This window comes from Eubacterium sp. OM08-24, assembly GCF_003438075.1.
Taxonomy (GTDB): Bacteria; Bacillota; Clostridia; order Oscillospirales; family Acutalibacteraceae; genus Ruminococcoides.
Map to the genome: position 1 here is coordinate 33164 of NZ_QSTA01000010.1, position 14524 is coordinate 47687.

At 42.6% G+C, this 14524-nt stretch carries 16 protein-coding genes and 1 pseudogene; 1 reads left to right on the forward strand and 16 read right to left on the reverse strand.

Annotated features, from left to right (window positions below):
* Nucleotides 1-77 precede the first annotated feature (77 nt).
* Complete coding sequence (locus DXC23_RS10845; RefSeq protein ID WP_117706309.1) at nt 78-530, forward strand: SLOG family protein; 453 nt, start codon at nt 78-80, stop codon at nt 528-530.
* Nucleotides 531-569: 39 nt separating this feature from the next.
* Here DXC23_RS10845 and DXC23_RS10850 read toward each other — a convergent pair.
* From DXC23_RS10850 to DXC23_RS10925, 16 genes and pseudogenes are all read right to left on the reverse strand, one after another.
* Nucleotides 570-2309, reverse strand: a pseudogene (locus tag DXC23_RS10850) (lysozyme family protein).
* A 14-nt stretch (nt 2310-2323) separates the two neighbouring features.
* Nucleotides 2324-2818: a hypothetical protein gene (locus DXC23_RS10855; RefSeq protein ID WP_117706311.1), complete on the reverse strand. Its 495-nt coding sequence runs from the start codon at nt 2816-2818 to the stop codon at nt 2324-2326.
* 17 nt (nt 2819-2835) lie between these two features.
* On the reverse strand, nt 2836-3603 hold the full coding sequence (gene srtB, locus DXC23_RS10860) for a class B sortase (protein ID WP_117706313.1): 768 nt from the start codon (nt 3601-3603) through the stop codon (nt 2836-2838).
* Nucleotides 3604-3615: 12 nt separating this feature from the next.
* Entirely contained in the window at nt 3616-4017 is a 402-nt protein-coding gene (locus DXC23_RS10865) for a DUF6075 family protein (protein WP_117706315.1), read from the reverse strand.
* A gap of 13 nt (nt 4018-4030) precedes the next feature.
* Entirely contained in the window at nt 4031-6364 is a 2334-nt protein-coding gene (locus DXC23_RS10870; RefSeq protein WP_117706317.1) for a VirB4-like conjugal transfer ATPase, CD1110 family, read from the reverse strand.
* A complete protein-coding gene (locus DXC23_RS10875) occupies nt 6357-6722 on the reverse strand; it encodes a PrgI family protein (protein ID WP_002587811.1) in 366 nt (121 codons plus the stop codon). Before DXC23_RS10875 ends, DXC23_RS10870 begins: the two co-directional genes overlap by 8 nt.
* Before the next feature lie 68 nt (nt 6723-6790).
* A complete protein-coding gene (locus DXC23_RS10880) occupies nt 6791-7492 on the reverse strand; it encodes a hypothetical protein (protein ID WP_199523079.1) in 702 nt (233 codons plus the stop codon).
* 157 nt (nt 7493-7649) lie between these two features.
* Complete coding sequence (locus DXC23_RS10885) at nt 7650-8486, reverse strand: hypothetical protein (RefSeq protein ID WP_117706319.1); 837 nt, start codon at nt 8484-8486, stop codon at nt 7650-7652.
* 71 nt (nt 8487-8557) lie between these two features.
* Nucleotides 8558-8917, reverse strand: coding sequence for a hypothetical protein (locus DXC23_RS10890; protein ID WP_002587808.1), 360 nt, complete (start codon nt 8915-8917; stop codon nt 8558-8560).
* A gap of 18 nt (nt 8918-8935) precedes the next feature.
* The gene (locus tag DXC23_RS10895; RefSeq protein WP_117706321.1) at nt 8936-10726 is read right to left on the reverse strand and encodes a VirD4-like conjugal transfer protein, CD1115 family; all 1791 of its coding nucleotides are present in this window, start codon (nt 10724-10726) and stop codon (nt 8936-8938) included.
* Complete coding sequence (locus DXC23_RS10900; protein WP_002587806.1) at nt 10716-10919, reverse strand: hypothetical protein; 204 nt, start codon at nt 10917-10919, stop codon at nt 10716-10718. The genes DXC23_RS10895 and DXC23_RS10900 overlap by 11 nt, the downstream gene beginning before the upstream one ends.
* A gap of 11 nt (nt 10920-10930) precedes the next feature.
* Nucleotides 10931-11815, reverse strand: a complete 885-nt coding sequence (locus DXC23_RS10905; protein ID WP_117706323.1) for an LtrC-like protein — start codon at nt 11813-11815, stop codon at nt 10931-10933.
* A 5-nt stretch (nt 11816-11820) separates the two neighbouring features.
* Nucleotides 11821-12627: a PcfB family protein gene (locus tag DXC23_RS10910; RefSeq protein ID WP_117706326.1), complete on the reverse strand. Its 807-nt coding sequence runs from the start codon at nt 12625-12627 to the stop codon at nt 11821-11823.
* Nucleotides 12611-13975, reverse strand: coding sequence for a relaxase/mobilization nuclease domain-containing protein (locus DXC23_RS10915; protein WP_117706330.1), 1365 nt, complete (start codon nt 13973-13975; stop codon nt 12611-12613). Before DXC23_RS10915 ends, DXC23_RS10910 begins: the two co-directional genes overlap by 17 nt.
* Entirely contained in the window at nt 13966-14307 is a 342-nt protein-coding gene (gene mobC, locus DXC23_RS10920) for a plasmid mobilization relaxosome protein MobC (RefSeq protein WP_002587802.1), read from the reverse strand. Before mobC ends, DXC23_RS10915 begins: the two co-directional genes overlap by 10 nt.
* The gene (locus DXC23_RS10925; protein ID WP_002587801.1) at nt 14276-14434 is read right to left on the reverse strand and encodes a DUF3789 domain-containing protein; all 159 of its coding nucleotides are present in this window, start codon (nt 14432-14434) and stop codon (nt 14276-14278) included. The genes mobC and DXC23_RS10925 overlap by 32 nt, the downstream gene beginning before the upstream one ends.
* Nucleotides 14435-14524: the final 90 nt, after the last annotated feature.

Here is a 14524-nt window from a genome sequence, read left to right on the forward strand (position 1 = left end):
AAGTGATAATAACTATTAGTGATGATTTTTTAACTTTTTTATGCTATACTGTATTAAACACGGGGTGATGGTATAGTATGAGTAAAGAAAATACTGCTGTATTTATAGGGCATAATGAATGCTACGGAGTAACAAGTGAACAGATTAAAGAAGCCATTGTTTCATTTATAGATAAAGGCGTTACTGATTTTTTAAGTGGAGGACAAGGCGGATTTGACCGTTTATGTGGTCGTTGTGTTTATGAAGTCAAAAAGCAATATCCTAACATAAATAACTATCTCGTTATCCCTTACCTGTCTTTCAATGTATATAATCAAGAGTTGTTCGATTCGATAATATATCCCGATGGCTTTGAAAAATATTACTTCAAAGCCGCCATTCCTGCAAGAAACAAATTTATGGTGGATAACGCAAACTACGCTATATGCTATGTTAATCACGGATGGGGCGGAGCCGCAAAGACTTATGAAAGAGCGAAGAAAAAAGGCTTGAACATCATCAATTTTGGAAATTATGATTTTGAAAGTTAATATGTACTCGATGGCTACTCAAACGAGCAGCCATCTTTTTTAATACGCCGGGATACCGTATCCATAGATATTGCTGCTTCCGACTGCGTACTGTCTTTGCTTGCAGGCGTCGCCTGAGTTACCCTCTACGGTATAGACTGTGCCATTCTCACACTTCTCTACGATACCAACGTGGTCTGTTGTACCGTCGCCTTCCCAATCAAAGAAGATAATATCTCCTGCCTTTGGTTCATAAGTGCGGTTTTGCCATTTTCCATTTGACTTAAACCAGTTTGCACCGTCCACACAACCTGCAAATTTCGGAACAAGTCCGCTTTCAATATACCCGCATTGGTCAGCACACCAAGATACGAAGCAGGCACACCATTCCACTCGGCTGTCAAAACCATACCAACTCCAGTAAGGTTGTCCGCCCTGATTGCCTACCTGCGTCAAGGCAACCTCAACAATCGCCTGATTACCTCCGGCAGTAAAGGCTCGCCCATACGGATAGTACCTCAGAACGTGAGCCGGATATTGGGTGTCTCCATAACTGTCCCAACCAAGCCTTTGTGCCTGCTGAGTGGAAAACTCCACTGCATTGGCATAAGAATAACCGCCATACTTTGATTTTACCCAAGAGATATATCCGTTACCGAAGTTGTAGCCTTGCAAAGCAAGTTTGATACGCTCCATATCAATCGGACTTTCAACTTCTGCCGAAGTAAGAGCCGCTTTCAATTCCTGAACACCACATTGGATAGAATATTCAGGGTCTTTAATTCCATTGGGTTCGTGTGGATACTTCGTATTGAAACTTCCTTCTGCTGCCTGCATAGGGTCAAGTCCTCTGCCGCCACTTTCCTGCATCATCACAGCCTTAATCAATTCCACATATTCAGGAATGCCATATTGCTTTGCATACTGTCGTATCAATGGGTCGTATGCTTCCACCTCTGCACTAACCTGCGTATAAGTATTGCTTTCACTTCCGCCACCAAACATTGCAACAGCACTTCCAAGTAGGACAACAATCATAATAATCACAACTGCTATCCAACCGCCTGCGGCAATAGCAGCAACAAAAGCTTTCGTACCGGCTATGATTGCTTTTACTGTGGCAATAGTCGCTTTTGCTGCGGCTTTCACAGCATTTGCAGTTGCTTTCGCTGTCGCCTTTGCTGCCTGTGCCGCTTTCTGTGAAGCCTTAACGGTGGCTTGTGCTGTTTTCTGTGCGGTTTTTGCTGTCTGCTGACTGGTCTTAATGCTTGCCTTTGCGGTATGTTCGGCAGTCTTAACAGACCTCTGCGTTGTTTTCGCCGCTTCCTTACTAGCAAGTTTGATGTTCTTCTTGCCGGCAGAAGTAGCCGACTGTTTGACCATTTTCTCCGGTTTTTCAAACGTTTTGATTGCCGATGATGTCTGCGTCTGTGCTGAAGAACTGCCAACCGTTGTAGTTCTTCCTTGCGTTCTCTGAGCGTTCATTGACTTTTCGGCTCTCTGCTGTTTGAAACGTTGAATGCCGTCTTTGGCAGATTGGATATTCTGCTTTGTTTCCTGAACACCTTTTCGCCCTGCTTTATCAAAAGCATATGCACCTTTATGTGCAATTTCATCAATTCCGGCTTCCGTCTTATCAGCAGCATATTCTTCCGCAGTATTTTCATTTGCATTTACCGAATGTTCCGCTTTGTCCTTTGTGGCGATATATGCCTGTTTCATTTTCTAACCGGCAATGGCGACTTTATCCAAAGTCTTTATCGTACCCTTGACCGTATCTCTTGTTTTAATATCAGCCACATCAAACCTCCTTCCTAAGCCGGTTGAATAACTCTCTTGAATTTTGTCGAACTGTCGGCAATATACTCGTTAATCAATCGGCTTTCTGCTTTTGTTTCGGGATAAGCGATAATAGAGATTGTCTTTGCGTTCCAATCGAGGGTGTAACTGTCGCTTGCCACATTTGTGATGTGGTGCTGTGCAAGGAAGTCTCGCAAACGCTTCATTTCTTCAAGGTCGTCGGACATAATCACATTCACATATGTTCTGTCCTTAGACATTTTCTCATTGATAAAGCAGGCGAGAGAACAACCCACACCACCTGCAACGGCAACAACAAGCATTGCAATCTCGTTATTCGCAGAAACAACTCTTTTCGTTATCCAAAAATAAATGAAGTCGGATATGATAACCACAATGCCTGCAAGTATCCACCGACTTCTTTGTACTAATATTGTTTTTGTGGTACTTAGGGCATTGTCCACAACTTTCGCTGTGAACAACACCGCTAAATTTATCAAACTAATCATACAAGGCTTATCCCTCCTTACTCAGCCACTTTCTTTGCCACGACGACCATTCTTCCGTTGTTACGGGAATACTCGCAAGTGGAAAGCGTAATCAATTTATCGCCATATTCTGCATTTACTCCTGTATCATAGATAGCAAGTTCCTTGCACTTGGCAATATACGCATTGAAATCATATGCCGTATCTGCATTGACAAAATCATAGTATCTGAAACTGTTTGGACTATCTGTATATACTTCTGTCTTAAAAGCAGCCACTACTTCGTATTTGCCTTTCTCAGTCAACGTATCAAACTGAATGGTTTTGTGCTTTTTCCAAAAGGATTTATCGGCATACTTCATCAGTCCAGCGAACATCGAATTGTCGTTCATATGATGACCGTAGATAACAAGGTTGTCTGACGGAGCGTCCACATCGCAGTTTTCCTGCACATACGGACAACCGTACACTGTATAACCTTTATCAAATCCGTGTCTTAGGTAGAAATTCGGGTTATTCTTTGATTGCATAACCGGATAATTGATTTTGGTATCATCAACCTTTATCCAACCTACCATATCATTGTTCTGCATATACAATTCCTGATAGTCAGGCAGAAAGTCCTTATCTTCGGAATAGGACATTGTATCTTGCGTATCATCTATTTCTTCAACGGTTTCAATTAGATTGTCGTAGAGTTTCGCCTGATTTTTGGAGTCGCAGTAGTCTTTAGCCAAGAATCCAATGCTCACAGCAAGCACAACGCTTAATAGCGATATAAACGCAATTCTTAATTTCATATTCATCGTTTTATACCTTTACCTTTCCATATCTTTTCTTTTAGGTGGAGTCAAATCTCTACAATATTCGGGATACCTGAGTTTGATACCCTCCATAAAGTAGGGAGCGTATCCGCAACAGAATAATTCCTCCGGTGTGAAAAGATTTTCTTTTCCCTCCTCCGTAAAACCGTTCCAAAGATTAAAGGCAAGGTGGCAGACCTTGACTGTTCCACTGGTCTGCCAGCCACCATACATCCCCTCCGGCACAATGCAATCGTTCTTAAAATCAAACATTTTTCCGATATTCATTCTAGTTTCTTCTGAAATGCCAATCACATAGAAAAATGCCTGATGATAGCAGTCATTGTGCCTGCATTTTTCGAGATTTTCAAAGACAAAATCTCTGTGTTCTTTGTTTCTGAATTGAATTTTAGCCATAGAAAACACCTCCTTATAAGCCTTCACCAGGCTTCGTCGTCATCAAGCGGTACAACTTCGTATTCTTCGGGAACTTGTTTGCAAACGGTACAAGAGAACTGCCCACCTTGATAAGTCCGTGTCCTGCGTCAACATTTGTGATATACGAAAGCTGAAGGTCGGAGATATTCAGAAGTTTTGCAAGTTCCAGTCTGTCGGTAGAAGCCTGATTGAGCATAATGATAAACTCGCTGTTTGCAAGCATTGTTCTTGCAGTATGGCTCTGCAAAAGGTCGTCCACATTCTGAGTGATACCGGTTGCGTATGCACCGTACTTTCTTACACGCTTCCAGAGTGTAAAGAGGAAGTTTGCAGAATACTCGTGCTGGAACAAAAGGTAAATCTCATCAATGAAGATAAAGGTATGCTTACCCTTTGCTCGGTTCTGTGTGATTCGGTTCAAAATACTATCGAGGACGACAAGCATACCGATTGGCATAAGCTGCTTACCGAGGTCGAGAATGTCATAACAGATAAGTCGATTGTGAGTATCTACATTTGTCTGCTTAGCAAATGTGTTCAGCGAACCGTGAGTAAACAACTCAATAGCAAGAGCGATTTCCTTTGCTTCCGGCTCATCCTGTTTGAGAAGTTCATCTCTGAAATCCTGCAAGGTCGGAACCTGACCGGTATAATCGTTCTGCTGATAGGTGCGGTAAACGCTTGCAGTACAACGGTCAATGATGGACTTCTGCTTTGCTCCGAGATTTGTACCGCCGATAAGCTGTTCGCAAAGGGACATAATAAACTCGGATTTCAAGATAACAGGATTTGCTCCGTCGCCATAGTCCTTGTTCATATCCATTGCATTGATATGGTTATTCGATGTTGCGGAGATATTGATAATCTCTCCACCAAGTGCATTTACAAGATGGGAATACTCCCTCTCAGGGTCGATGATGATTACATCAGCATCGGAAGAAAGAATAATATTTTCAATCTCTCCCTTAGCCGCAAAGGACTTACCGCCACCGGATACACCGAGGATAAAGGAATTACCGTTAAGAAGCTGTTTTCGGTCGGCAATTATCATATTTTTGCTGATAACATTCTGACCGTAATAAATACCATTTTCGTGATAAATATCCTGAACCCTGAACGGAATAAACACTGCAAGGCTTTCGGTGGTAAGGGTTCTGAAGGTGTCAATCTTCCTTGTCCCGTATGGCATAACGGTATTGAGTCCGTCCATCTGCTGAAATTTAAGAACTGCAAACTGACAAAGATGTTTTCTCGCTGTTGTAAGCAACGCTTCCGTATCGTTATCCAGCTGTTCTTTGGTATCTGCGGTATGCACCATCGTAAGCACTGCGAACATCATTCTCTGGTCACGGGTGGTAAGGTCATCAAGGAACTCTTTCATTTCCTTCTTCTGCTGTTCCATATCATAAGGAACGGTTGCCGAAAAGTTGTTGTTCATATTCTGCTTTCTCTGCCAGTTCGTGATGTTGGTTTCTACACCGAGCAATCTGTTCTCGGCTTCTCTGACTGCTTCATCGGTAGGAACAGGTACAATATCAATGGACATCATCAGATTTCGGTTCATATCCGTAAGTTCTGCCACCATACTGTCCTTGATATAGGACGCATATTCACGAAGAAAGATAACCCTGCCATAACGGTTGCCGATTTTGAAATAATCACTTTCAAATTCTAAAGAGTCCGGGCAGATATAGTCCTTAAAATCGTGCCCTTTCTTTCGGGTTTCCTTAATATCAAAATGATATGAAGTTTCTTCCCCCACACGGAAGAAGTCGTGAATAATGCGAAGTCGCTCATCTGTTTCAAGCTCCACACACTTACTGCCAAGTCGTGAAAAGTGTGAAATCAAATCCGCACCTACACGGGCAAAATAAGTTCTTGCGTCGTCCACATTCTTTTTGTTGATGGAGATGGTCACATACTTATCCTGCACCGTTGAATTTGCTCCCGTCGCCTTATCAAGAAGCATTTTATTGTATTCCTCTCGATACTCATCAAGTTCATCTCCGGTTTCAGGAATAAGGATTGTTTTCTCAAAGTCCAAACGGTTCAGTCGTCTGTTGTTGATAGTGAGCTTTGTTGTTGCTCCACTGTCAAGAGAGTTAAGCAGTTCCGAATACTCAAGGAACATTGCTTCCTTATCTTCTCGACTGGCAACCGCATAGTTAATATCCGTAAACTTAAAAGATTTGGAATACTTATCTTTGCCCACTCTAAAGACACCGTCGTCATAGATGGCAGTAACCGGAATACAGTCCTGCACACCCTTCGGCACAACGAATTTTTCCTTATCCTGCTTAAAGATGTTATTTAATGTCTTAATCATTATTTTTGTAAGCCTCCTTTGTCTTTTTCTCAATGCTCGGTTTCATCAACTCTAAATAGGTGTTTGTAGAGTGAAATACCAATTTCTTGGGCATAAGAAATTCGGACTTAATCCACGCCCAGATAAATTTCTCCGCTGTCATTCCGTTGTATTTCACAAATCCGAGAGCCGCAAACGGTGCTGCTCCCAAAATACACACCCACGATACTGTTTCTGTTCCAAGATGCGGTTTGAGCAAAAAGTACAATCCTACTGCCACACCACACGCAAGGACAGAAAAAATGAACTGTCTTAGCGACAGTCCGAAAAACATTGATTCTGTGTAATTTCGTATTTCTCTGTTAATTTTTACTTCCATTAGAAATTCCTTTCTATGACAAATAAAAAAGCACCGCCATAACTGACAGTGCCACATCGTTTTGTGCATTACCAAGGATTTAGATAAGTAAGTCCTCTTGGTAAATTATCTTCTTCATCTTCTAAACTTTGCTGTATGTGATTATAAACATTATGAATACTTTCTAAATACAGAATAAAGGACTTTTTGTTCGTATCCCTATTGCGATTTTTTAACTTGATATACTCATCACGAACACAATTCCATCCCTGCTCATATTCAAGTATTTCCTGAAGTTTGCAGTCTGCATTTTGTGATAAGACTCTATCTTCAAATGAATAACGATTGTTTTTCTTCCAATTCTTGATATATCTATACCCATTGTCCAAGTCGTCATCATCTAAATAATAAATTATCGCAAAATCACAACTTCTGATAATCTTGGAATGTTTTTTGTCAACAACCTTTATGGTAATAGAAGAAGTAGAATCTTCAGGTTCTCCGTACTTTGTACCTTTGAGCGACTTGGAAAAAGCTCGCATAAACTGTTCTTTCAGTTTTTTGGGATTGTCCCATAAATCGCTCTTTTGCAAAATTAGATTGTAGTCAAAATCATACCCTCTGTTGCCATCTTTTATCTTAGTGACGAGGTGTCGATTTGCACTTCCAATCAATTTGAATTGAAAAGTCGTATCATATTCGGTTTTCATTATTTTTTGAACCTTTTTTATGATACTTTCAATTTCCTCTTTATAAGGCTTGTATTCTGCTTTGCTGACGTATTCGTACATATACTTGACCATCCTATCTTTACTTCCTCAATCCGACCATTTAGCAAAGCTAAATCATTACAGTATATCACGATTTTTTCACTTGTCAATTATTTTTATTTGTTTTTGTGTTTTTCAGGCAAGAATTTTGCCTGAAGATTTGTTCCAAAAACCTCCGTTATAAGCCCATCATTTCTCTGATAATACGGTCACTCATCTTTACTGCACCGACAAGAACAAGCATATTAAATACAAGTTCTCCGATATATGACCATACCTGTGTGACTGCCGCAGCGTCCGGGTTTACTGCCGGCGGACTTGACGCAAACAGTGAGAAGATTATGCAGGCAAGCACAATAACTGCACCTTCAAGCAGTACCGCACAGTAACTTTTAATAAAACTCTTGCCCACATTCTGCGTTGGTTCTCCGGCAAAGGTAGATAGCGGTATCGGTGCTAATGCCGTATACATATACAGTTTGAAAAATCTGCCGTAAACCGTCATTATCAGAATGAATGACAACACCGTAATAAAAAGACCGCCTATCAGAGTCACTGCCCATAGCGGAATACTTTCAAAGAATCCGCAGTCCTCAATGGTTGTTACCATTTCGGATGGGAGCGTCGTTTGATTCGGAGTTCCAAATCCCGATGATGTCATAATGGTTGAAATGATACCTTGAACGATATTGAATAAAGCAAGCATAAGCTCCATACCGTAGGTTATGACACCTTTGGCAATGGCAAAGCGAACAAACAATTTCAGTGCGTGCTCCGGCTTTTTCACATTGGTAAAGCTTCCGCAGGTACGGACAACTCCCACCACAAAGAACAGCACTAATAGTGCAAGCCCGATTGCCTGAACTGCTCCGTTAATAGTTACCATCACATTCCATATGCTTCCGCCTTTGAAATCCTGCGGTGTTGTGGTTAAAAGCCGCCATATCTCGCTTAATTTATCGTTCCAAGTTTCAAGAGCGTTTTCGAGGTTTTGAACTACCCAGTTATCGCTCATTCATTCGCACCTCCTTGTAAAAATAGGGCATACCCGTTTTAGCGAGTATGCCCCGTGATAACTGTTGCTTCTTAGCCTGTGATAAGAGTAAGGATTTCTTTTGCGAAAGTAATGATGATACCTCCGGCAAGAGTAAGAAAACCGTTTGCTCTCTGGGACGGGTCGTGGGACTTCAAAGAAAGTCCGACCTGCACGATACCGAAGCCGAGCAGGATAAGTCCGATTGCACGGATAAGTCCGAAAATGAAATCGGACAGATTGTTTACTACCGTGATAGGGTCGTTCGCCGCAAATGCGGTTACACCTGTGCCGAGTACAACGGTCATCGCCAATACTGCCACACAATAAGCACGATAGCCTTTCTTGACTTTTCCGGTCATCGGCAGTTTAGAAGTTGCTTTGTTTTCTGTGTTTTTCTTAAAAAATCTCATTGTAATTTCCTCCTGTGATTAAAAATTGTTATCTACTTCAAAATCCTCATCGGACAGAAGTTCATAAGTGGTTTCTCCGTAATTGCTTTCCTCAACCTCATCCGGGTCAATGGCAAGAACGGAAATAGATGAGTGCGGTATCGTCACTTCTCCGTGCTTGTACGGTTTCTCTTTTCCGTCTGTGGTCAATGCCACATTCGGGGGCTTCAAGATGTCGTACTTAAAATCCATAATCGGTCGCTCCCCTCGGATAAATAAAATCGCATATTGGTTACCCAGCATACGCACTTCATCCGGAGTGAGAAGCTCACGACCGCTTATCTGATAATTGGTGGAGTAGTTACCGCTTCGCCCGGAACTCTTACCGTAAGTGTTCGTGTCGATGGTTTCCTTACCAAGCAGCTCCGACACATATTTGTGTGTGCTTTGCTCGTTGCCGCCAAGATACAGAAATTCATCGCAGTTGCCCACGATACTTTCCCATTGCTTTTCAAACAAGGCTTTAAGCTGTGCCAAGTTCTGTAAGATGATACTGACCGACACACCTCTGGAACGCATTACCGAAAGTATCTTGTCAAAGTCATCCGGCAAAGAAACATTGGCAAATTCGTCCATCAGAAAATGAACGGGAACGGGAAGCGAACCCCCGTGGATATGGTCGGCGGCATAGAATAACTGCTGAAACAGTTGAGTATATAAAATCGACACCAGAAAATTAAAACTGGAGTCGTTATCGGGTATCAGGGCAAACAAGGCGACTTTTTTCTCGCCCATAGAGGGCAGGTCTAACTCGTCTGCCGAAGTTAAAGAAGCAAGACTTTCAAGATTGAATTTCTCAAGCCTTGCGGCAAGCGTTATCTGAATGGATTTCAACGTCTTTGCCGAACCGGAATGATAGGAACGGTAATACTTTAGAGCAATATGGTCGGGATTGTTCATCTCAAGCTCGGCAAATAATTCATCGAGAGGAGATGGTCTTGTATCTTCCTCATCCTCAATCGAACCGGCTCTGAGCATTTCCATAACCATTGCAAAGTTCTGTTCTTCCTCCGGTGCTTCATAGCGTAAATAAAACACCAACGCCAAAAGAAGCATAGAAGCCGAGGTGTCCCAAAACGGGTCTTGGGACTGACTGCCCTTTGGTGTGGTGCTTTTGAATAAGTTAGTTACAAGTTTCTGCACATCGTTGTCGTTCTGAAGATACACAAAAGGATTGTAACAGTGGCTCTTTTCCATAGAGATAAGGTCAAGAACTCTGACCTCATATCCTTTTTTCTCAAGAAGTTTTCCCGTATCCCTCAAGATTTCGCCTTTCGGGTCAAGGATTACAAAAGAGGTATTGCACTGCATAAGGTTGGGCTTACAGTAAAATCTTGTTTTACCTGCACCGGAACCGCCACATACCAGTGTATTCAGATTTCGTCTGTGCTTTTTCGCATTCAGTCCGATACGGACATTCTGCGTCATCAGCTTATTATCGGAGTACGGAGACTGTCTGTACTTCTTATCCACGGCTCTTGCATTGCCCCATTTTGCAGAACCGTGTTCCTCCCGCCTGCGGTAGTTTCTCTGTGTGGAGAAATATATCCCGATACCCATTCCATAGCACAAAAGCAAAATGAGGACAGTTTTCACGCTGTCCCCACAAACTTCTATATGAAACGGATTGTTAAATACATTCATCAGGCTCGGCAATATCTCCGGCAATCCGCCTTTAACTGACGGAGCTATGAGAAGTGCCAGCCACACAACCGGAACAATACCGATGACAGAAAGAATAATCGCAGACTGTCTTTCGTTATCTCGCATCGCCGGAGCGTTCCTTTTCGATAACCTTGAATTTTTTCTTTGGGGCAGTCCCGACCTTGATAATCAGATCGTCCACAGCATCGGTTGATTTCCCCTCGTTCATTAAATCTGTTTTCTCATCATTGAGAGAACGGATAACGATACCGTGTTCATAATCATCCAACGCTATATGGTAAAGTTCTTCTTTCGCCATATCTGTACCTCTTATCTTTCATAATCTTTTGTGCGTGCCTGCTTTTTCTTATACAGTTCGTCTGATACACGGGAATGAATATCTGTCATCGCATTTCTCGTCTTGGAAAGTTCAAAACGAATGTCCTTCGGCTCTTTGTTAGTGAGCTTATCCGGAATACGGTTAATGGCAAAATTCTGTGTATCAATACCGTACTTTTTGCAAAGCATATATCCGATACATACCGCCTGAAATCCCATATCGGAACGACTGTAACTGTCGCTGTTGATGGAAAGCTGTGCGTGCCCCAGTTCCTGTGCCACACACTGAGCAACCGCTACGCTGTCTCCCACATCACGCTTTACATACAAGGTTTGCTCCTCATTGTTATAGAACGCTGCCATATTCGGATAGGGGAGGTCGTTTGTCGCTTCCACATTCACAGGCGAGGAATCAAGCATTGTGGTAATCAGTGCTTTCGGGTCACGATTAGCTGTCGGTGCAGGCGGTCGTTTCCCATTGGTCTGTGACACATCAAACACTTTCTTCACATTGTAGGAAATGCCTGTTGTACCGTCACGCTTTGCATATTCCACCGGTTCAAGAATGGAAATACTCTTAGCACCTTTTGTGATTTTAATGTTGTCTTTGCTCCAGTCATCAAAATCTTTAAGCTGTACCGCCTGCGGATACTGCTTGTAAATCAAAAGTGCGTTGACTGCCGAATATCTGTCAAGTCGGCTCTGCGTATCAAGGAACGCTTTGAATTTCTCCGGCGAAGATACAATTTCTTTCGCCGCTTCATCCGCAAGCTGATACACACCGTCTTTCTCAGCTCGTTTCTTCTCAGCATATTCCTCTTTGGAAAGTCTCGGTCGCTGAGTGCCTGCTTTTGCAGGAGTAAAGTTTTCTGTCATTGTAATTACCTCTCTTTCGGTTTCTTGGATTTTGTTTTCGGCTGTTGGTGTACCGTCTGCTTCGGTGCAGAAGAATGCTTTGCCTTATCTGTTTCCGGCTCTTTGCGTTCTGCTTCTTTTTGCTGTTTTGCCTTAGCCTTATAGCGGTCAAGTTTTTCTTTGACCGATGGCTTCTTCTGTCTGTCAACAGCAATACCCTTATCAGTTTGCATATCTTCCGGCTCTGAGTTTTGCCTTGACGGAGGGTTTTTGTCCGTTTTGGCGGTTGTGGGGTTTGACTGTGCGTTTTCCTCTTTTTGAAGTGGTTTTCGTACAGCTTCCTCCGTGATGATTTCATTCTTGGATTTTGTCGGTTTATCTTTTTCCACGGCTTCTCGTTTTTCAACCGCTTTCTGCGATTCTGTTACGATTGCCGCCTTATCCACCTTACCGAGTTCAAACCTCTCAACGATTCTCTGAATTTTAGAAGCGTCCTCCGCACGTGCGATAATATCAATCGGGACATTATCTCCCCTTGTGTTCTTATCTCGGAGAACACAATAGAGAACACCGTAGCGTTTTGCCTGTTCGGTAAACTTCTTTAAATCCTTATTCGGAATGGAAAATACCTTCAACTCCTTGCCTGATTTAATCATATTGGTAAGACGGGCTTTGCCTCTTGTCTTATTCGCCTGCGTTGCTTCCTGTTTTAATACGGAAGCAAGAAGAATTGCGATATTCTTTGCGGCTGAACCGGTAAGTCTTGCAGCAACTTCAAAGCCTTCAAGGGATAACCTGACGACCTGTTCGGCTGCGTCACCTGAATTTGTCATTTCGCTTTTGCTCCTTTCGCTGTTGTTTTTCTTCTTCGGCTCTGATTGTTTCAAGGTTCTTCTCCATAACCTTTGACCTCTCGGCAATGTCGTCACAGAGACGAACCTCTTTGTTCAGCTCCCGAATTTTGTCGCTTACCGTCGAAATCTGTTCTTTGACCTTAGACAGCTCATCGTCACTCATCTTTGTTCTTGCTTTTTTTCGCAGGTGCGTTCTGTCGTCATTCAAAGTTTTAATTTGACCTTTCAGCGACTCTTTATATGAGAAAAGCTGCTCGTCCGTAGAAATATTTTCTCGTCCGAGCAGCCTTGTCTCCGCTGTGATTTTATCCAGCTTCAATAAATCCTCTTTCAAAAGGTAGTGAAGTCTTGCTGTATTCTGTTTTTTGTATTTGGGCAGATAACCGAGTCTGTAACAGTAATGCAGATACAAACCATACAGTCCGTACACTTTTTTGATTTTATTTTCTTTTGTAGGCAATCGGTACTGCCTGATAACCACCGTCTGCTTTGCAAACGGAACTATGCGTACTCTCTGATTTTCCATAAGCCTACGCCTGATTGCTTCCTCGGTATAATCTTCTCCGAGATTTTTAAGTCGTATGGGTTTCGTGTACCCTTTTGGTACAATCGTCCAATACTTCCGGCTCTCACTTAGACAATGCTCATATCCCATCTGCGTAAGTGCGTAATCAAGACTTCTGATATTTGTGCTGTGGGCAATCGCTTCATCTATGGCTTCTCGCACCATAGAATATCTGGTCGGCATTCCCGCCTGTTCCTGCTTATAGTAGTAAGAGGATTGCTTACTGCGATTCGGGTTTGGATTGTAATATAATCCATATTTCTCACAAATACGGTCGGCAACTTTTCTGAACTTAAACCACGAAGTATCTTGACATCGCTTGCCGTCTTTGAATGAAACAGAGTTAATTACATAGTGGCAATGCAGGTGCTTGGTGTTTAGGTGCGTTGTAACAACAACCTGAAATCTTTTCCCCCACACTTCGTTTGCAAACTCCATCCCGATTTTCTGTGCAAGCTCCGGTGTGATATTTTGTTCCTTAAAACTCAAATATCCGTGATAGGCTTGTATGCCATCCTCTTTCCCATACGCCTGCTTGACTGACACAAATTGGTCACGGGCAGTGGTCGGATTACAGTTGATACCTTCCACAAAATATTCTCGTTCGGTTTTTTCTTCGTCCTTTGCATAGGAGAGAACATCGGCAAGTGCCTGATATTGTTCCTCGGTATAAATATCTGCCGCCGTCTTTTCAGGATTGGCAGCATAGTCGATAACCTGACCGAGCCTTGAATTGACCGTCCACAACTTGCTTACTGCCATTTCATTTCACTCTTATCGGGTCTTAAATAAGTACGCTCAATATCTGCCTGAAACTTATGCCAACGCTCCGCTTCCTTTTTAAGCTGCGGTGCGTCAACAAAGCCAAGAGCGTTTGCTTTAACTGCAAGTTGATTGATGTTGTTGCCGATAGAAGAAAGCTCACGCATTACATCATAAAATCTTTCGTCTGGCTTTTCTCTCGGCTCATATCCTCGAAGAAGCAAACGGATAAGTCCGGCTTCACTCAGGCAAGCCTTTTTTGCCTTCTTCTGCAAATCCTGTGCTTCATCTCGACTGAACCTAACAATCTTCTGAATGTTTCTTTTCCTCATTTTCTGTGCCATCCTTTCTTGTGATGATATAGTGTCTGTCCTTATTTATCTGAAACAGACACATAAAAGTGACTCCGATAAAGCCGCCGGCAATTACACCGACAGCAACCAATGCTATCTCACGCATAGCGTTCTCCTTTCTCTTGGGGTATTAGGGGCAACCCCTAACGAGGTATTTGGTAGTGTGCTATCCAAATACACTGCTCGCTAAGAATAT

Coding starts and splice junctions, on each gene's coding strand:
- DXC23_RS10875 (WP_002587811.1), bottom strand. CDS start 6,722: ATGGAAGTAAAAATTAACAGAGAAATACGAAATTACACAGAATCAATG.
- DXC23_RS10855 (WP_117706311.1), bottom strand. CDS start 2,818: ATGATTAGTTTGATAAATTTAGCGGTGTTGTTCACAGCGAAAGTTGTG.
- DXC23_RS10895 (WP_117706321.1), bottom strand. CDS start 10,726: ATGCGAGATAACGAAAGACAGTCTGCGATTATTCTTTCTGTCATCGGT.
- DXC23_RS10900 (WP_002587806.1), bottom strand. CDS start 10,919: ATGGCGAAAGAAGAACTTTACCATATAGCGTTGGATGATTATGAACAC.
- DXC23_RS10880 (WP_199523079.1), bottom strand. CDS start 7,492: ATGTACGAATACGTCAGCAAAGCAGAATACAAGCCTTATAAAGAGGAA.
- DXC23_RS10910 (WP_117706326.1), bottom strand. CDS start 12,627: ATGACAAATTCAGGTGACGCAGCCGAACAGGTCGTCAGGTTATCCCTT.
- DXC23_RS10905 (WP_117706323.1), bottom strand. CDS start 11,815: ATGACAGAAAACTTTACTCCTGCAAAAGCAGGCACTCAGCGACCGAGA.
- DXC23_RS10845 (WP_117706309.1), top strand. CDS start 78: ATGAGTAAAGAAAATACTGCTGTATTTATAGGGCATAATGAATGCTAC.
- DXC23_RS10885 (WP_117706319.1), bottom strand. CDS start 8,486: ATGAGCGATAACTGGGTAGTTCAAAACCTCGAAAACGCTCTTGAAACT.
- DXC23_RS10915 (WP_117706330.1), bottom strand. CDS start 13,975: ATGGCAGTAAGCAAGTTGTGGACGGTCAATTCAAGGCTCGGTCAGGTT.
- DXC23_RS10925 (WP_002587801.1), bottom strand. CDS start 14,434: ATGCGTGAGATAGCATTGGTTGCTGTCGGTGTAATTGCCGGCGGCTTT.
- DXC23_RS10865 (WP_117706315.1), bottom strand. CDS start 4,017: ATGGCTAAAATTCAATTCAGAAACAAAGAACACAGAGATTTTGTCTTT.
- DXC23_RS10890 (WP_002587808.1), bottom strand. CDS start 8,917: ATGAGATTTTTTAAGAAAAACACAGAAAACAAAGCAACTTCTAAACTG.
- srtB (WP_117706313.1), bottom strand. CDS start 3,603: ATGAATATGAAATTAAGAATTGCGTTTATATCGCTATTAAGCGTTGTG.
- DXC23_RS10870 (WP_117706317.1), bottom strand. CDS start 6,364: ATGATTAAGACATTAAATAACATCTTTAAGCAGGATAAGGAAAAATTC.
- mobC (WP_002587802.1), bottom strand. CDS start 14,307: ATGAGGAAAAGAAACATTCAGAAGATTGTTAGGTTCAGTCGAGATGAA.